Origin of the sequence: Enterobacter cloacae complex sp. SHL018 (genome assembly GCF_049237905.1) — a bacterium.
In the GTDB taxonomy this organism is placed as follows: Bacteria; Pseudomonadota; Gammaproteobacteria; order Enterobacterales; family Enterobacteriaceae; genus Enterobacter; species Enterobacter hormaechei_C.
The window spans coordinates 237,050-254,767 of the sequence record NZ_JBMKJE010000003.1 but is presented as its reverse complement, the minus strand read 5'-3'; the positions used below and the strand labels follow the sequence as shown (position 1 = coordinate 254,767).

Below are 17,718 nucleotides of genomic sequence, written 5' to 3'. Positions count from 1 at the left end.
AATGATAATGATTGCCAATCCTAACTATAGATAAAACCGAGCGCAAGCGTTTTATCCTGGCGCTGTGAAGGCGGTTTCAGGCGGTATGAAGCTCGTCGCTCAGCAGAATGCTGTTGCGTCCCATATGCTTGGCTTCATAGAGGGCTTTATCGGCTTTCGCCAGCGCGCCTTCAACGTCTTCACCCTCGAACATGGCGATGCCGATGCTGATGGTCACGTTAGTGGCGACGCTTTCGTTAAACATATGGGGGATTTTAAGATCGTAAACCTTCTGACGTATGCGTTCAGCCGTCTGTCGCGCTTGCTCCAGCGGGATGTTACTCAACAGCACCATAAATTCTTCCCCGCCAAACCGGGCAACAACATCGCGTGAGCGCACGGCGTCGCGTATCGCAGCCGAGACCCTGATCAAGGCCTGATCGCCCATCATATGGCCATAATGGTCGTTGTAGGCTTTGAAGTGGTCGATATCCATCAGCAGCACGAAGTGCTCGCCAGCGTCAGGCCTGGGAAGATTCTCCAGCCGGCTTTGCAGCCCGCGACGGTTATATAGGCCGGTGAGCGGGTCCATCATGCTGAGATCGGTCAGGGTTTCGCGCTCCTCCAGCATCTCGGAAAGCAGCTCCTGGGCGAAACGGTCATTGCGCCGCTGAAGAACATGATGGATACCAATGGCGACCACCGGCAGCGCGAAAAAATAGGCCATTCTCAGCCAGTTTTCGGACGGACTAAGCCACAGGCAGGATATAAAAGCGGGAAATGAATGTAACGTAAAGGCTTTAATATTACTTGCGAACGCCAGAGACCCTATAAAAAGCACTGTTAATAGCGCCATCATTAAATAGGTCGCGTGATCGTGCGTGATTAACAGAAATTTAGAGACGATCTGCCAGGCCCATAAAAGACCAAAAATAGCTGAAACAACAGGGATATTTATTTTTCGCGTGCTGTTTTTCCAGTGCCAGATAAGTAAGCCTGTGCTGATAGTCAGTACGGCAAAGAGCGGGACTGATAACACACGCACGGAATAGAGAGGGTTTGTTACCGAGAACAATGCTGATGCGGCGTTCAGAAATAAAAACAAACGTAAAGATAGCTGATATTTCTTGTTGACTAAAGACAGCCAGGATTGTGATGTCATATGCGTTTTTATTAAAACTCAATTAAAACAATGAGCAAGGTGTTGTTGTGTAATATTGGGCGCTACAAAATTGAATTTTTATTATCAGAAAAACTTTATCGGAAGTTAACAGGTGGGCAATTTATCACCTTACACATTCTCTGTCATTATGGGAAAGCAATTGCTGGCGCAATTTCTTACGTCGCATGCTGACAAGTGATAATTACTATCATATGATACTGGTTATCATTATCAGTGCGAGAGGTGAAACCATGTTGAGCAAAGCGCTGGGAAGTGGGTGGGGAATATTACTGCCTGGTTCCATTATCGGTGGGCTAATGTTTGCCGATCTCCCCATTGATGTCTGGAAAGCAATGATTGTTTCAGGCTTGCTGGTGACATCCGCGATGATCTGGCACAAACAGTTACGGCATTACGTGCTGCTGCCATCATGCGTTGCGCTAATCAGTGGACTGCTGGTGATTCTGATGAGTTTGAAATAAAAGGGAAAAACAGGAGGCACTGCTGAGGGGATGTAAGATAATTGGTGCGAGGGGGGGGACTTGAACCCCCACGTCCGTAAGGACACTAACACCTGAAGCTAGCGCGTCTACCAATTCCGCCACCTTCGCACAGTCATCTTACTGGTTTGATATCGCCTCGTTGGTGCGAGGGGGGGGACTCGAACCCCCACATCCTAAGGACACTAACACCTGAAGCTAGCGCGTCTACCAATTCCGCCACCTTCGCCCAGTGCGAGCAATATCAACGTGATTTATGGTGCGAGGGGGGGGACTTGAACCCCCACGTCCGTAAGGACACTAACACCTGAAGCTAGCGCGTCTACCAATTCCGCCACCTTCGCATACCATCGACACTGTAAAAGTATCGTAACCACGGAGGCGCATTCTAGATGTTTTCAGCTTTACGTCAACAGAAAATTGCGCACGTTGTTTTGATTGCTGCAAAAATGGGCGATGGCAGCGTCGGCCATCGCCGGACCGGGGGTTTACTTTTTCGCCTGGCGCGTCATCACGGTGCGATAGACCTTAAAGCGGCCCGTCTGGGCGATCACTTCGTGGAAGCCAAAGGTTTCATCCAGCACTTTCGGGTACGCGAGGAAGGCGTTCGCTACGATACGCAGCTCACCGCCGCTGTTGAGGTGACGGGTTGCGCCACGGATCAGCGTTTGCGCCGCTTCAAGGCTGGTCTCCATTCCGTCGTGGAACGGCGGGTTAGAGATGATCATGTCAAAGCGACCGGTCACGTCGGAGAAAACGTTGCTGGCAAACACGTCACCTTCTATGCCATTCGCAGCAAGCGTGGCGCGGCTGGCTTCTACTGCCGGGGCGCTCACGTCACACAGGGTTAAACGCACTTTTGGTGAGTGGCTGGCGAGAACCGTTGACAGCACGCCCGCGCCACAGCCGACGTCCAGCACCTTGCCCTTGGTGTGAGGCGTCAGGGTGGACAGCAGCAGCTTGCTGCCCGTATCGAGCGCATCACGACTGAACACGCCCGGCAGGGTTTTAATGGTCAGGCCGTCAAGCTGGTACTCGTCCCAGAAGGCGTCGGCATCGAAGGTGGTCTGTTTTTCCAGACGACCATGGTACAGTCCGCAGCGACGGGCGCTGTCGATTTTCGTCAGCGGCGCCCAGGCTTCGAGCATCTGCTCTGCGCTACGCACCCCGCTGCGGTTCTCACCGACAACAAAAATATCGCAGCCGACCGGCAGCAGAGAAAGCAGGTTCATCAGCTGGAACTGGGCTTCCGGCTTGTTTTTCGGCCAGTAGTAAATGAGCGTATCGCAGTCAGCAATATCGCTCTGCTCCGCCGCCAGGCTAAAGCGCGCGCGCTCGCCCATCTGGCGGCTCAGCACCTGCCAGTGGTGATAGTACTGGGTGTGGGCACGGCTTTCAGCACAGTCGAAACGCGCGGGCAGGTCATCCTGCATATCTCCGGCAAACAGAATACGGCTTTCTTCGAAATCATCACTGTGACGCAGCAAGACTTCACTTGCCGGGGTAAATGCAGACATGAATTGTTCCTCAATAAACTCAGGCGGGGATTATAGTAGGTAGATGGCGCAGTTTCGACACATTTGCTATATTTGCGCGCCTGAGAGACAGGAGTTTTCGCTATGACATCCCGACGAGACTGGCAGTTGCAGCAGCTGGGCATTACCCAGTGGGCTTTGCGTCGCCCGACGGCGTTGCGGGGCGAAATAGCCATCTCCATACCTGCGCATGTCCGCCTGGTGATGGTGGCAGAAGCGCCGCCTGCCCTGAACGAGCCCCTGATTGAGGATGTCCTTCGCACCCTGAAGGTGACCCGCGATCAGGTATTACAGCTGGCGCCTGAAAGCGTCGCGATGCTTCCCCCTGACAGCCGCTGTAACAGCTGGCGAATCGGGGCGGTGGACGAGCTACCTCTTGAAGGAAGCCAGATCAGTTCGCCAGCGCTGGACGAACTGAAAGCCAACCCAAAAGCGCGTAGCGCGCTATGGCAACAAATTTGCGAATATGAACACGATTTCTTCCCTCACGACGGCTGACCTGACCACCGCGTTCGCGATTGAAACCCGCGCCCATGCCTTTCCGTGGAGCGAAAAGACGTTTGCCAGCAATCAGGGCGAACGCTATTTAAATCTCCGCCTGGACGTTGACGGTGCGATGGCTGCGTTCGCCATCACGCAGGTCGTTCTGGACGAGGCGACGCTGTTTAATATTGCGGTCGATCCCGCTTACCAGCGCCGCGGGCTGGGCAGGGAACTGCTTGAGCACCTCATTCGTGAGCTGGAAACCCGTGACGTTTTCACCCTGTGGCTGGAGGTGCGCGCGTCCAATGTCGCCGCCATCGCGCTCTATGAAAGCTTAGGCTTCAACGAGGCGACTATCCGCCGTAACTACTACCCCACCGCAGAGGGACGTGAAGACGCCATTATCATGGCTCTGCCGATTGGATAACGAAAATAAGGTTGTAACGATGAAATGGGACTGGATTTTCTTTGATGCCGACGAAACGCTGTTTACGTTTGACTCGTTCGGCGGCCTACAGCGGATGTTTCTCGACTATAGCGTGACGTTCACCGCGGAAGATTTTCAGGACTATCAGGCGGTGAACAAACCGCTGTGGGTGGATTACCAGAACGGAGCCATCACCGCGTTACAGCTTCAGCATCAGCGTTTTGACGTGTGGGCTGAACGGTTAAACGTCAGTCCTGGGGCGCTGAACGAGGCCTTCCTGAATGCGATGGCGGATATCTGCGCGCCGCTGCCCGGCGCCGTTTCTCTGCTGGATTCGCTGAAAGAGAAGGTGAAGCTTGGGATCATTACCAACGGCTTTACCGCGCTTCAGCAGATCCGCCTTGAACGCACCGGCCTGCGCGATCATTTCGACGCGCTGGTGATCTCCGAAGAGGTGGGCGTACCGAAGCCGGATCCGCGTATTTTCGATTATGCGCTGGCGCAAGCGGGCAATCCTGACCGCGATCGCGTGCTGATGGTGGGGGATACGGCAGAATCTGATATTCTGGGAGGTATGAGATCGGGCCTGTCGACCGTCTGGCTGAATGCGCATGGTCGCACGCTGCCGGAAGGCATCGAGCCGACCTGGACCGTTACGTCATTGAACGAACTGGAGCAGCTCCTGTGTAAACAATGATTGCCTGCCCCCTGTTGATGGGTAAAATAGCCGCATTTTTCGTATTCCATGATGCGCGGCCTGCTGCCGCGCTTACCTAAGAAGAATTGATTATGACGTTGTCTCCTTATCTGCAAGAGGTGGCCAAACGCCGCACTTTTGCCATTATCTCGCACCCGGATGCCGGTAAAACGACCATCACCGAGAAGGTGTTGCTGTTCGGACAGGCGATCCAGACCGCGGGTACCGTTAAAGGCCGTGGCTCCAGCCAGCATGCTAAATCCGACTGGATGGAGATGGAAAAGCAGCGTGGTATTTCGATTACCACCTCCGTGATGCAGTTCCCGTATCACGACTGCCTGGTGAACCTGCTGGACACCCCGGGGCACGAAGACTTCTCCGAAGATACCTACCGTACGCTGACGGCGGTGGACTGCTGCCTGATGGTGATCGACGCCGCGAAAGGTGTTGAAGATCGTACCCGCAAGCTGATGGAAGTCACCCGTCTGCGCGATACGCCGATCCTCACCTTTATGAACAAACTCGACCGTGACATCCGTGATCCGATGGAGCTGATGGATGAAGTGGAAAACGAGCTGAAGATTGCCTGCGCGCCAATCACCTGGCCGATTGGCTGCGGCAAGCTGTTCAAAGGGGTTTACCACCTCTATAAAGACGAAACCTACCTGTACCAGACCGGTAAGGGCCACACCATTCAGGAAGTCCGCATTGTGAAAGGTCTGGACAACCCGGAGCTGGACGCCGCTGTCGGTGAAGAGCTGGCCGCCCAGCTGCGCGATGAGCTGGAGCTGGTTAAAGGCGCGTCGCATGAGTTCGACAGAGAGCTGTTCCTGAGCGGTGAAATTACCCCGGTCTTCTTCGGTACCGCACTCGGCAACTTTGGCGTTGACCATATGCTCAACGGTCTGGTTGAGTGGGCCCCGCAGCCGATGCCGCGTAAAACCGACACCCGCGAAGTAGAAGCGAAGGAAGAGAAGTTCTCCGGCTTCGTCTTTAAAATTCAGGCCAACATGGACCCGAAACACCGCGACCGCGTCGCCTTTATGCGCGTGGTTTCCGGTAAGTACGAAAAGGGCATGAAGCTGCGTCAGGTCCGTATCGGTAAAGACGTAGTGATATCCGACGCGCTGACCTTCATGGCGGGTGACCGTTCGCATGTAGAAGAAGCCTATCCGGGTGACATCATTGGTTTACACAACCACGGTACCATTCAGATTGGCGATACCTTCACGCAAGGCGAAATGATGAAGTTCACCGGTATCCCTAACTTCGCGCCAGAACTGTTCCGCCGCATTCGCCTGCGCGATCCGCTGAAGCAGAAGCAGCTGCTGAAAGGCCTGGTCCAGCTTTCCGAAGAGGGCGCGGTACAGGTGTTCCGCCCAATCGCCAACAACGATCTGATCGTGGGCGCGGTGGGTGTGCTCCAGTTCGACGTGGTGGTTGCCCGTCTTAAGAGCGAGTACAACGTGGAAGCGATTTACGAATCGGTGAACGTGGCGACGGCGCGCTGGGTTGAGTGTTCTGACGTGAAGAAATTCGAAGAATTTAAACGTAAGAACGAAGTTCAGCTGGCGCTGGACGGTGGCGATAACCTGACCTATATCGCCCCAACCATGGTAAACCTGAACCTGACGCAGGAACGTTATCCTGATGTTCAGTTCCGCAAAACGCGCGAGCATTAATTTCCTTTCAGAGCACGGCAGCCGCCGTGCTCTTCTTTAATTCCTGTGTTATTAAACCCTTGCGGAATGTTCTTAATTCACCGCAATTTTTCGCTATTCGTTCGTTTTTTCCCCAATTCTGAATGCACCCCTCTGATTGTGATCTATATTTAACTCAGTGTTTAGCACCGGGCGTGGATGAATTAACTGTTCAATGCATGTCCATTGGTTCTCCATTTTGCCCCGGTGTTAATTCGCAATATATAAAACCAAGATTAGGGAAGTATGTCGCCCAAATAATGGGCAAAACACAGGAATAAATCGATGAATATGACAAGACTGAAGATTTCTAAAACTCTGCTGGCTGTAACATTGGGTAGTGTCCTGGTAAGCGGTTCTGCTCTGGCGGAAACCAGCACCATGGATAAAGCGCAAAATTCCGCCAATACCGCAGGGGAAAAAATCGATAGCTCTATGAATAAAGTCGGTAATTTCATGGATGACAGCTCAATCACAGCAAAAGTGAAAGCCGCACTGGTGGATCACGAATCCATCAAGAGCACCGATATTTCTGTTAAAACCGACAACAAGGTTGTCACCCTGAGCGGTTTCGTTGAAAGCCAGACCCAGGCCGAAGAAGCCGTTAAAGTGGCAAAAGGCGTTGAGGGCGTAAGCTCCGTCAGCGACAAATTGCACGTACGTGACAGCAAAGAATCGTCGGTGAAGGGCTATGCCGGAGATGCAGCAACTACCAGCGAAATCAAAGCTAAACTGTTAGCTGACGACATCGTGCCATCCCGTATGGTGAAAGTTGAAACCACCGATGGTGTGGTCCAGCTGTCCGGTACGGTTGAGAATCAGGCACAAAGCGATCGTGCCGAGTCAATTGCGAAAGCTATTGATGGTGTGAAAAGCGTCAAAAACGATCTGAAAACGAAGTAAAGCAGTACCATTCGCCCGCAGGCTGAAAACCGCGGGCGAAATAAAAACGATTCTGGAAAAGCCGGTGAGTGACCTGAGCGCTCACGTTTAGCGGCCGACATTAACTATGGTAAAGGAGAGGCTTATGTTTCGTTGGGGCATTATATTTCTGGTTATCGCGTTAATTGCCGCCGCATTGGGCTTTGGTGGACTGGCGGGTACCGCGGCATGGGCAGCGAAAATTGTCTTCGTCGTCGGTATTATTCTGTTCCTGGTCAGCCTGTTTACGGGTCGACGTCGCCCGTAGCAAACGCAATATTTATTAAACAAACTCAAGCCAGTCCTCGTGACTGGCTTTTTCTCGTTTGAGAACCACCGGGGAAGTGCGTTACTGTGTCTCATCAAAATAATGAAAACAGGAAGGCAGAGGTGGGGCAACGAATTCCCGTTACGCTCGGCAATATTGCGCCGCTGACGTTAAAACCGTTTCATGCAGGCCAGCTTGCGCTGGTCTGTGAAGGGGGAGGGCAGCGCGGTATTTTCACTGCTGGCGTGCTTGACGAATTTATGCGCGCACAATTCAACCCGTTCGATCTCTATTTCGGTACCTCTGCCGGGGCGCAGAACCTCTCCGCCTATGTCTGCAACCAGCCCGGCTATGCGCGCAAAGTGATTATGCGCTACACCACCTCCAAAGAATTCTTCAATCCGGTACGCTTCGTACGCGGCGGGAACCTGATCGATCTCGACTGGTTACTGGATGCTACCTCCAGCCAGATGCCGCTGGCCATGGATACCGCGTCACGTCTGTTCGATACCGGCAAAGAGTTCTGGATGTGCGCCAGCCGTGGCGATGACTATTCGCCGGGTTACTTTTCGCCGCAGAAAGAGAACTGGCTGGATATCATCCGCGCGTCCAGCGCGATCCCGGGATTCTACCGCACCGGCGCCCTGCTGGAGGGGATAAGCTATCTTGACGGCGGTATCAGCGACGCGGTGCCGGTACAGGAGGCGGCGCGGCGCGGGGCAAAAACCATTGTGGTGATCCGCACGGTGCCTTCGCAGATGTATTACACCCCACAGTGGTTTAAGCGGATGGAACGCTGGCTGGGCGACAGCAGCCTGCAACCGCTGGTGAATATCGCGAAGCAGCATGAAACCACCTACGGCGCGATGCAGCGTTTCATTGAAAAACCACCGGGCAAGCTGCGCATCTTTGAAATTTATCCGCCTAAGCCGCTGTTGAGCATGGCGCTGGGCAGTCGGCTGCCTGCGTTGCGTATGGATTACAAAACGGGGCGGCTGTGCGGGCGTTACTTCCTGGCGACCGTCGGGAAAATGCTGGCGGAGCAACCGCCTCTTCATCGGCATAAAAGCATCATTTTGCCGCCTGCCGTTGTGGCCAATGACGCGGTGGCGATGCCGCTGGTGGACGCGCCGCAGGCCAACGATGGCTTACTCGATAACGAGGATCTGGCGTGACGCACTGCTTTATCGATACCCATTGCCACTTTGATTTCCCGCCGTTTAGCGGGGAGGAAACATCAAGTATTGCGCGCGCGGCTGAGGCCGGTGTGAGAGTCATTATTGTGCCCGCTATTGAAGCGGCGAGATTCGACAAAGTTCTGGCGCTTGCCCGGGAGCACGATGCGCTGTATGCCGCGCTGGGTCTGCATCCGATCGTTATTGAGCACCATCTTGATGACCATCTCGACAGGCTGGATGCCACGCTGCAAAATGCGGATACGAAGCTGGTTGCCATCGGTGAGATCGGCCTCGATCTCTATCGTGAAGATCCGCAGTTTGAGCGCCAGCAGACGATCCTGGATGCGCAGCTCCGGCTGGCAAAGCGCCACGATCTGCCGGTGATCCTCCACTCCAGACGTACCCATGACAAACTGGCGATGCACCTGAAGCGTATCGACGTGCCGCGCAGGGGCGTGGTCCATGGTTTCGCTGGAAGCCTTCAGCAGGCGCAACGTTTTATTGAGCTGGGCTATAAGATTGGCGTCGGTGGCACCATTACCTATCCGCGTGCCAGCAAAACCCGTGATGTGATGGCGCAGCTCCCGCTGACCTCGCTCCTGCTGGAAACGGATGCGCCTGACATGCCGCTGAATGGTTTTCAGGGCCAGCCCAACCGCCCGGAGCAGGCGGCGCGCGTTTTTGATGTGCTGTGTGAGCTGCGTCAGGAGCCTGAAGATGTGATTGCCAGCGCGCTGCTGGAAAACACCCGCGCGGTCTTCGGCATCACGCTATAGATAAAGGGCCGGGCGGATCACCGTGATCTGCTGCCGTTCCAGGGCCTGCGCCAGCGGCTCGATGTCCTCCGGCGTGGCGCTCCGCCATCGCGCCGCCTCCCCGTAAACCCCATGAGCATGAAACGCGTTGATCCGCACAGGAACGTTCCCCAACGCGTGGATAAAAGCGGTCAGCGATGGCAGATGGTGCAGATAATCACACCGAGCGGGGATCACCAGCAGGCGCAGCTCCGTCAGGCGATGACGATCGGCCAGCCAGAGGATGCTCTGCTTGATCTGCGTGTTTTCGCGCCCGGTCAGAAAACGGTGATGTTCATTGCCCCAGGCTTTCAGATCCACCATCGCGCCGTCAAACACCGGTAACAGCTTTTGCCAGCCGGTTTCGCTTAACAGGCCGTTGCTGTCCACCAGGCACGTCAGATGGCGCAGGGACGGATCGGCTTTGATCGCGGTGAACAGCGCAACCAAAAACGGCAGCTGCGTGGTGGCCTCACCCCCGCTGACGGTCACGCCCTCAATAAACGGCGCGGACGTGCGAACCCGGGAGAGGATCTCCTCGACGCTATAGCGCTGCGCCATCGGCGTCGCCTGCTGCTGACACAGGTGCAGACAGGTGTCGCACTGCTGACAGTGACTCTCCTGCCACCAGACGCGCCCGGCCTGAATTGCCAGCGCATCATGAGGACAGTGGGGAACACAGTCGCCGCAGTCGTTGCAGCGCCCTATCGTCCACGGGTTGTGGCAGGTTTTGCAGCGCAGGTTACAGCCCTGGAGGAACAACGCCAGGCGGCTGCCCGGCCCGTCCACGCAGGAGAAGGGTATGACCTGACTAACTAAAGCGCATCTGCTGTTCATGGCTTATCACGCGCGGCTGACGTTCCAGAATACGGGTATTGCGCGCGGCCTCCTCGCCGAGCCAGGTGGTGTTGGTGCGCGAGCCGGCCTCCCGGTATTTCTCCAGATCGGAGAGCCGCACCATATACCCGGTGACGCGCACCAGGTCGTTTCCGGCTACATTCGCGGTGAACTCACGCATACCGGCGTTGAACGCCCCCAGGCACAGCTGCACCACAGCCTGAGGATTGCGTTTAACCGTTTCCTCCAGGGTGAGAATATCGCTGATCCCCGAATGATAGTGTTTATGATGCGGCGCCACGGCCAGCAGGTGGCTGACAGGGTCCGGTTCGTCGCCGTACGGCAGACGTGCGCCCGGCGTGGTGCCAGAATCGGAACTGATCCCAGACTGGGCATGCAGCATCGCGCGGTGCTGCCAGCCGTGTTTCACCGGCGTGTTTTCAACAAACGCCGCAAGCTGTTCACTGATGCGGTAGCCCAGAGCATTGGCCTGTTCGTTCTTACCGTAACGTCCCGTAATGCCTGCTTTCTCGCACAGCACATTCACCGCTTCGGCCAGACCGTACATGCCAAACATCGGCACAAAGCGATCGGCATCAATCAGCCCCTCTTTCACCAGGAAGCTATTCTCAAAGAAACCGGCTTGTTCATATAGAAAATCGCAGCGCGCATTGATGATCGCGATTTGTTGCTGGCAGTAGTGGGGAAGGGTACGGGTGAAAAAGTCTTCCGGTGAGCGGCTGTGTTCCGCGATCGCTTTCAGGTTAAGGCGCACCAGCGTGCTGCCGCCGCCCGCCAGCGGCAGGGAGTTGTAACAGCTCACCACGCCATAGCGACCTTTTGTGAAAATTTTATCATTCACAGGGCCATTAGAAATATGCGGTTTACTACATTCACAAATGTTTTCCGCCACGCTCAGCAGCAGATCGCCGGGGGTTACATCCGGGTCGTAGATAAAGGTCAGGTTCGGCGCAACCTGCTTCAGTTCGGCATCCGCGCGAAGGATGGCTCGGGTGACAGGCGTATCCGCCGGGCCGATATTGGCATGCATAAACGCATCGGGCAGGGTTCTGTCCAGGTAACGCCAGAAACGTTTTATTCGGCTATCGATTTCATCCTGTGTTAGAATTTTAACATAGGGGCTGAGTATCTCATCGAGCTGGCCCAGATAGACCGGCATTGATGTGACGGACGGAACATGGTGATAAAGGATAGTGAGCAGCGAGAGGGCATCATCCAGATCTTTAGCCCCTTCCAGCTCCAGCCATTCTGAGCCGTTAGCCAGAAATTTAGCGTAGTCCGGCAGCACGTAGCGCGGTTTGTAAGGCGCATGGCCTTCGAACATGTCGCAGATGAATCCCTCGTCCAGCGCGGCGCGGGCCGCCTCTGGCAGAGCGGGATAGGGCAGATTGTTCTCCGCTTCCAGCGCCAGAAAATGACGTTTTTGTTCCGGGGTTAACACCGGGCTGGTCACAATGTGCTGGCAACGTTGTTGCAGGGCGTCGGGCATGTTCACTTCCTTGGTTGTTCTGCGGATGGTGAACGAATTGTAGGAAGCCAGCCTGGTGGCGCTTTTGATCAGAACGGGGATATCGCCGATTTAGTCAGCAATTAACGCACTAAAATTTGAAGAAGATCTCATTACAGTAATGCAAATTTGCACACAGTTTTCATTAACTGTGATGAATGTCGAAGTGTGGATGCGGGTGAATGTTAGAATACTCACAGACCCGCAAGGTAAAATTTATACGGCACTGCCGTTGGAGAATGTTATGACCGATTTAACTGCAAGCAGCCTGCGCGCGTTGAAACTGATGGACCTGACCACCCTGAACGATGACGACACCAATGAAAAAGTCATCGCCCTGTGCCATCAGGCGAAAACGCCAGTGGGTAACACCGCCGCCGTCTGTATCTATCCGCGCTTCATCCCGATTGCCCGCAAAACGCTGAAAGAGCAGGGCACGCCGGATGTGCGCATTGCCACCGTAACTAACTTCCCGCACGGCAATGACGATATCGAGATCGCGCTGGCAGAAACCCGCGCGGCGATTGCGTACGGCGCGGACGAAGTTGACGTGGTATTCCCGTACCGCGCGCTGATCGCCGGCAACGAGCAGGTCGGTTTTGACCTGGTGAAAGCCTGTAAGGACGCGTGTGCGGCGGCAAACGTGCTGCTTAAAGTGATCATCGAAACCGGCGAGCTGAAAGAAGAGGCGCTGATTCGTAAGGCGTCTGAAATCTCCATCAAAGCGGGCGCGGATTTCATTAAAACCTCTACCGGTAAAGTGCCGGTCAACGCTACTCCGGAAAGCGCACGCATCATGATGGAAGTCATCCGTGATATGGGCGTGTCCAAAACCGTTGGCTTCAAACCGGCGGGCGGCGTGCGTACCGCAGAAGACGCGCAGCAGTTCCTGGCGATTGCCGACGAGCTGTTCGGCGCCGACTGGGCCGATTCCCGCCACTACCGCTTCGGCGCGTCCAGCCTGCTGGCCAGCCTGCTGAAAGCGCTGGGTCACGGTGACGGTAAGAGCGCAAGCAGCTACTAAGTTGAATTGCCGGGTGGCGCTACGCTAACCCGGCCTACAGGATCGTAGGGCGGGTCAACATATCCGCCGCCATTCACCCGATTCCGCATGGAGGTTACCGTGTTTCTCGCACAAGAAATTATTCGTAAAAAACGTGATGGTCATGCATTAAGCGACGAAGAAATCCGCTTTTTTATCAAGGGCATTCGTGATAACACCATCTCTGAAGGGCAGATTGCGGCTCTGGCGATGACCATTTTCTTCCACGATATGTCGATGCCTGAGCGCGTGTCGCTGACCATGGCGATGCGAGATTCAGGAACCGTTCTGGACTGGAAAAGCCTCAACCTCAACGGCCCGATTGTGGACAAACACTCCACCGGCGGCGTGGGCGACGTGACCTCCCTGATGCTTGGCCCAATGGTGGCAGCCTGTGGCGGTTACATCCCGATGATTTCCGGGCGCGGCCTGGGTCATACCGGCGGTACGCTCGACAAACTGGAAGCCATTCCGGGCTTCGATATCTTCCCGGATGACAACCGCTTCCGCGACATTATTAAAGACGTTGGCGTGGCGATTATCGGCCAGACCAGCTCTCTTGCTCCGGCTGACAAGCGTTTCTACGCGACGCGTGACATTACCGCGACCGTAGACTCCATCCCGCTGATCACCGCCTCTATCCTTGCCAAAAAACTGGCGGAAGGTCTGGATGCGCTGGTGATGGATGTGAAAGTGGGCAGCGGCGCGTTTATGCCAACCTATGAACTCTCTGAGGCGCTGGCCGAAGCGATCGTTGGCGTCTCCAACGGCGCGGGCGTGCGCACCACTGCACTGCTGACGGACATGAACCAGGTGCTAGCCTCCAGCGCTGGTAACGCGGTTGAAGTCCGTGAGGCCGTGCAGTTCCTCACAGGCGAATACCGTAACCCGCGCCTGTTCGATGTCACCATGGCGCTGTGCGTTGAGATGTTAATCTCCGGCAAGTTGGCCAAAGACGACGCGGAAGCCCGCGCGAAGCTTCAGGCGGTGCTGGACAACGGCAAAGCGGCGGAGATCTTTGGTCGGATGGTGGCGGCGCAGAAAGGCCCGACCGACTTCGTGGAAAACTACGCGAAATACCTGCCCACCGCGATGCTCAGCAAAGCGGTCTATGCGGACAGCGAAGGCTTTGTCTCGGCTATGGATACCCGCGCGCTCGGCATGGCTGTTGTGTCTATGGGCGGCGGTCGTCGTCAGGCATCGGACACCATTGATTACAGCGTCGGCTTTACCGATATGGCCCGTCTGGGCGACAGCGTTGACGGCCAACGTCCGCTGGCGGTGATCCACGCGAAAGATGAAGCCAGCTGGCAGGACGCGGCGAAAGCGGTGAAGGCGGCAATATCTCTTGACGATAAAGCACCGGAAACCACACCGACGGTCTATCGTCGTATCACTGAATAGCGGTATACTGATCTGATCGCATTTTTATGAAGCACTAAGTACGGAGAACAATTATGAAACGTGCATTTATTATGGTGCTGGACTCATTCGGCATCGGCGCAACCGAAGATGCAGAACGATTTGGTGACGTGGGTTCCGATACCCTGGGTCACATCGCGGAAGCCTGTGCAAAAGGCGAAGCGGACAACGGTCGTAAAGGCCCTCTGAACCTGCCAAACCTGACCCGTCTGGGGCTGGTAAAAGCGCATGAAGGCTCTACCGGTAAGATCGCAGCCGGTATGGACGGTAACGCGGAAGTGGTGGGCGCCTACGCGTGGGCGCACGAGCTCTCTTCCGGGAAAGATACTCCGTCCGGCCACTGGGAAATCGCCGGCGTGCCGGTGCTGTTTGACTGGGGCTACTTCTCCGATCACGAGAACAGCTTCCCGCAGGAGCTGCTCGATAAGCTGGTGAAGCGCGCCAACCTGCCGGGCTACCTCGGCAACTGCCACTCTTCCGGTACCGTGATTCTGGATCAGCTCGGCGAAGAGCATATGAAAACCGGCAAGCCGATTTTCTATACCTCTGCTGACTCCGTGTTCCAGATCGCCTGCCATGAAGAGACGTTTGGCCTGGATAAACTGTACGAGCTGTGCGAGATCGCCCGTGAAGAGCTGACCGAAGGCGGCTACAACATTGGCCGCGTTATCGCGCGTCCGTTTATCGGCGACAAAGCGGGTAACTTCCAGCGTACCGGCAACCGTCACGATCTGGCCGTGGAGCCACCGGCGCCGACCGTGCTGCAAAAACTCGTCGACGAGAAAGACGGCCACGTGGTTTCCGTGGGTAAAATCGCGGACATTTACGCCAACTGCGGCATTACCAAAAAGGTCAAAGCGACCGGTCTGGATGCGCTGTTCGACGCCACCATCAAAGAGATGAAAGAAGCGGGCGATAAGACCATTGTCTTCACCAACTTCGTGGACTTCGACTCCTCCTGGGGCCACCGTCGCGACGTCGCCGGGTATGCTGCGGGTCTGGAGCTGTTTGACCGCCGTCTGCCAGAGCTGATGGAGCTGGTGGGGGAAGATGACATTCTGATCCTGACCGCTGACCATGGCTGTGACCCGACCTGGACCGGTACCGACCACACCCGTGAGCACATTCCGGTGCTGGTGTACGGCCCGAAAGTCAAACCGGGCTCGCTGGGTCACCGTGAAACCTTCGCGGACATCGGCCAGACGATTGCGAAATACTTTGGTACGTCTGACATGGAATATGGCAAGGCTATGTTCTAAACGGATTGGGTGCGGCCTGATGCCCTCACCCCGGCCCTCTCCCATCGGGAGAGGGAGAACAGAATGTAGGCCGGGTAAGGCGTAGCCGCCACCCGGCAAAAACAACAATGTAAAAGGAACTGAAGATGGCAACTCCTCACATTAATGCAGAAATGGGTGATTTCGCTGACGTCGTATTGATGCCGGGCGACCCGCTGCGCGCGAAGCACATTGCAGAAACCTTCCTCGAAGACGTGCGTGAAGTGAACAACGTGCGCGGCATGCTGGGCTTCACCGGCACCTATAAAGGCCGCAAAATCTCCGTGATGGGTCACGGCATGGGTATCCCATCCTGCTCCATCTACACCAAAGAGCTGATCACCGATTTCGGCGTGAAGAAAATCATCCGTGTCGGCTCCTGCGGCGCAGTGCGCATGGACGTTAAGCTGCGTGACGTGGTGATCGGCATGGGCGCGTGCACCGACTCTAAAGTCAACCGCATTCGCTTTAAAGATCATGACTTTGCGGCCATCGCTGACTTTGACATGGTGCGTAACGCGGTTGACGCGGCAAAAGCGCTGGGCGTTGACGCGCGCGTGGGCAACCTGTTCTCTGCCGATCTGTTCTACTCGCCAGAAGGCGACATGTTCGACGTGATGGAAAAATACGGCATTCTGGGCGTGGAAATGGAAGCGGCCGGTATCTACGGCGTGGCGGCTGAATTCGGTGCGAAAGCGCTGACCATCTGCACCGTGTCTGACCACATCCGTACCCACGAGCAGACTACCGCTGCCGAGCGTCAGACCACCTTCAACGACATGATCAAAATCGCGCTGGAATCCGTTCTGCTCGGCGATAAAGAGTAATACCTGTTGTGCCGGGTGGCGGCTTCGCCTGACCCGGCCAGCGGTTTTCCAGGCCCGCTAAGCAGAGCGCCAGCGGGCTTTTTTATTAGCGTACTGCCTGCGCAATCCACGCCGATAACTCCCGCAACTCTTGTTCCTGTTCCGGAAAATCAACACGTAACGCGTCACACTCCTGTTGCAGCATATCTGCCCGATAGAGACAGCCCTGCAAACGTGCAGCCAGCGCTTCTAACGGTGCCGGATTAAGACTATCCGTAAATACCTGGGTACGAGAGATATGGCCTTTCTCGACGTCAAAGTGCAGCTCAACGCCGCCCCAGGTAAATCGCTCATCCAGCAGGTGTGAAAACGCCGGTGCCTGACCGAAATTCCACTCCCAGCTGCTCTGGCGGGCGAAGGTTTCCGCGAAGTTTGGCAGATCCGGGGTTTTATCCGGAGAAATCACCTCGGCTTCTACGCGTTCACCGTAATGCCTGAAAAAGGCCTCGCGGATCGCATCGCAAATGCGTTCATGGGTAATCCCCGGCAGGAGCTCCACCAGATTCGCCACGCGACCGCGCACGGAGGTAATGCCTTTGGCCTGGAGCTTTTTCTTGTCCGGATTCAGATAGTTTGCCAGACGGCTCAGATCGGCATTCAGCAATAATGTGCCGTGGTGGAATCCGCGATCCATCGTTTCGCGGTAGGCTGAGCCTGACACTTTCCGGTCGCCTTCAGGCGTTTTCACGACCAGATCGTTACGTCCCGAGGCTTCAGCCGTCACGCCGAGTGAATTGAGCGCGTTAAGCACAATGGAGGTCGAGATGGTTTTGTCGTATTCCGGCTTGCCCGCCATAAAGGTAAAGCAGGTGTTGCCCAGATCGTGAAACACCGCACCGCCGCCGCTGCTGCGGCGCGCCAGGCGGACGTTGTCCTCTTCCATACGGCGGGTGTTACACTCTTTCCACGGATTTTGCGCGCGACCAATAACGACCGTATCGGCGTTGCGCCAGAGAAACAGGACGCGCTGGGTGGCAGGCATCTGGCGGAAGATGCACTCTTCCACCGCCAGGTTAAACCAGGGATCGTAAGAGTCAGAGATTAGCAGGCGTAACGTCGACATGGCAGAGTTCCTTTTCCGAATCATCCGCCTACTTTATCA

18 protein-coding genes and 3 tRNA genes are annotated in these 17,718 nt (G+C 55.7%); 13 read left to right on the top strand and 8 right to left on the bottom strand.

Going from position 1 to position 17,718, the window contains the following annotated elements; all coding sequences use genetic code 11:
• Positions 1-76: 76 nt before the first annotated feature.
• A complete protein-coding gene (locus tag ACOTY5_RS14345) occupies positions 77-1,141 on the bottom strand; it encodes a GGDEF domain-containing protein (protein WP_421631945.1) in 1,065 nt (354 codons plus the stop codon).
• Between the two features lie 212 nt (positions 1,142-1,353).
• Between ACOTY5_RS14345 and ACOTY5_RS14340 the strand changes: the two genes are divergently transcribed.
• Positions 1,354-1,623: a DUF1435 domain-containing protein gene (locus ACOTY5_RS14340; protein WP_026080652.1), complete on the top strand. Its 270-nt coding sequence runs from the start codon at positions 1,354-1,356 to the stop codon at positions 1,621-1,623.
• A 42-nt stretch (positions 1,624-1,665) separates the two neighbouring features.
• Here ACOTY5_RS14340 and ACOTY5_RS14335 read toward each other — a convergent pair.
• The 4 genes from ACOTY5_RS14335 to rsmC form a co-directional block, all read right to left on the bottom strand.
• A tRNA-Leu gene (locus ACOTY5_RS14335) sits at positions 1,666-1,752 on the bottom strand.
• Between the two features lie 32 nt (positions 1,753-1,784).
• A tRNA-Leu gene (locus ACOTY5_RS14330) sits at positions 1,785-1,870 on the bottom strand.
• A gap of 28 nt (positions 1,871-1,898) precedes the next feature.
• Positions 1,899-1,985, bottom strand: a tRNA-Leu gene (locus ACOTY5_RS14325).
• A 144-nt stretch (positions 1,986-2,129) separates the two neighbouring features.
• Complete coding sequence (gene rsmC / locus ACOTY5_RS14320; RefSeq protein WP_015572609.1) at positions 2,130-3,158, bottom strand: 16S rRNA (guanine(1207)-N(2))-methyltransferase RsmC; 1,029 nt, start codon at positions 3,156-3,158, stop codon at positions 2,130-2,132.
• A 102-nt stretch (positions 3,159-3,260) separates the two neighbouring features.
• Between rsmC and ACOTY5_RS14315 the strand changes: the two genes are divergently transcribed.
• From ACOTY5_RS14315 to ACOTY5_RS14280, 8 genes are all read left to right on the top strand, one after another.
• Positions 3,261-3,674, top strand: coding sequence for a DNA polymerase III subunit psi (locus tag ACOTY5_RS14315; protein ID WP_023295888.1), 414 nt, complete (start codon positions 3,261-3,263; stop codon positions 3,672-3,674).
• Positions 3,643-4,086 carry a ribosomal protein S18-alanine N-acetyltransferase gene (rimI, locus tag ACOTY5_RS14310; protein ID WP_003856565.1) on the top strand — a complete coding sequence of 148 codons (444 nt, stop codon included), beginning with the start codon at positions 3,643-3,645 and terminating at the stop codon, positions 4,084-4,086. The genes ACOTY5_RS14315 and rimI overlap by 32 nt, the downstream gene beginning before the upstream one ends.
• A gap of 19 nt (positions 4,087-4,105) precedes the next feature.
• The gene (gene yjjG / locus ACOTY5_RS14305; RefSeq protein ID WP_045141637.1) at positions 4,106-4,783 is read left to right on the top strand and encodes a pyrimidine 5'-nucleotidase; all 678 of its coding nucleotides are present in this window, start codon (positions 4,106-4,108) and stop codon (positions 4,781-4,783) included.
• 92 nt (positions 4,784-4,875) lie between these two features.
• Entirely contained in the window at positions 4,876-6,465 is a 1,590-nt protein-coding gene (gene prfC, locus ACOTY5_RS14300) for a peptide chain release factor 3 (RefSeq protein ID WP_045141636.1), read from the top strand.
• A 303-nt stretch (positions 6,466-6,768) separates the two neighbouring features.
• Positions 6,769-7,386: a molecular chaperone OsmY gene (gene osmY / locus ACOTY5_RS14295; RefSeq protein ID WP_015572610.1), complete on the top strand. Its 618-nt coding sequence runs from the start codon at positions 6,769-6,771 to the stop codon at positions 7,384-7,386.
• Positions 7,387-7,510: 124 nt separating this feature from the next.
• Positions 7,511-7,672, top strand: coding sequence for a DUF1328 domain-containing protein (locus tag ACOTY5_RS14290; protein ID WP_003856556.1), 162 nt, complete (start codon positions 7,511-7,513; stop codon positions 7,670-7,672).
• Between the two features lie 122 nt (positions 7,673-7,794).
• Positions 7,795-8,847 (top strand): patatin-like phospholipase family protein, encoded by a 1,053-nt coding sequence (locus ACOTY5_RS14285; RefSeq protein WP_003856550.1) that lies wholly within the window; start codon positions 7,795-7,797, stop codon positions 8,845-8,847.
• Positions 8,844-9,626: a TatD family hydrolase gene (locus ACOTY5_RS14280; RefSeq protein WP_045141635.1), complete on the top strand. Its 783-nt coding sequence runs from the start codon at positions 8,844-8,846 to the stop codon at positions 9,624-9,626. The genes ACOTY5_RS14285 and ACOTY5_RS14280 overlap by 4 nt, the downstream gene beginning before the upstream one ends.
• Here ACOTY5_RS14280 and ACOTY5_RS14275 read toward each other — a convergent pair.
• Positions 9,621-10,481, bottom strand: coding sequence for a YjjW family glycine radical enzyme activase (locus ACOTY5_RS14275; protein WP_062934000.1), 861 nt, complete (start codon positions 10,479-10,481; stop codon positions 9,621-9,623). The genes ACOTY5_RS14280 and ACOTY5_RS14275 overlap by 6 nt on opposite strands.
• On the bottom strand, positions 10,456-11,991 hold the full coding sequence (locus tag ACOTY5_RS14270) for a YjjI family glycine radical enzyme (RefSeq protein ID WP_023295893.1): 1,536 nt from the start codon (positions 11,989-11,991) through the stop codon (positions 10,456-10,458). The genes ACOTY5_RS14275 and ACOTY5_RS14270 overlap by 26 nt, the downstream gene beginning before the upstream one ends.
• A gap of 262 nt (positions 11,992-12,253) precedes the next feature.
• Between ACOTY5_RS14270 and deoC the strand changes: the two genes are divergently transcribed.
• The 4 genes from deoC to deoD all read left to right on the top strand — a co-directional run bounded on the left by deoC (position 12,254) and on the right by deoD (position 16,577).
• Positions 12,254-13,033 carry a deoxyribose-phosphate aldolase gene (deoC, locus tag ACOTY5_RS14265; RefSeq protein ID WP_003856543.1) on the top strand — a complete coding sequence of 260 codons (780 nt, stop codon included), beginning with the start codon at positions 12,254-12,256 and terminating at the stop codon, positions 13,031-13,033.
• Positions 13,034-13,132: 99 nt separating this feature from the next.
• Positions 13,133-14,455 (top strand): thymidine phosphorylase, encoded by a 1,323-nt coding sequence (gene deoA / locus ACOTY5_RS14260; RefSeq protein ID WP_045141673.1) that lies wholly within the window; start codon positions 13,133-13,135, stop codon positions 14,453-14,455.
• A gap of 53 nt (positions 14,456-14,508) precedes the next feature.
• Positions 14,509-15,732: a phosphopentomutase gene (deoB, locus tag ACOTY5_RS14255; protein WP_003856540.1), complete on the top strand. Its 1,224-nt coding sequence runs from the start codon at positions 14,509-14,511 to the stop codon at positions 15,730-15,732.
• Positions 15,733-15,857: 125 nt separating this feature from the next.
• Positions 15,858-16,577: a purine-nucleoside phosphorylase gene (gene deoD / locus ACOTY5_RS14250; RefSeq protein WP_003856538.1), complete on the top strand. Its 720-nt coding sequence runs from the start codon at positions 15,858-15,860 to the stop codon at positions 16,575-16,577.
• Positions 16,578-16,662: 85 nt separating this feature from the next.
• On the opposite strand, the gene lplA is transcribed toward deoD, so the two are convergent.
• On the bottom strand, positions 16,663-17,679 hold the full coding sequence (lplA, locus tag ACOTY5_RS14245) for a lipoate--protein ligase LplA (RefSeq protein WP_015572614.1): 1,017 nt from the start codon (positions 17,677-17,679) through the stop codon (positions 16,663-16,665).
• Positions 17,680-17,718 lie beyond the last annotated feature (39 nt).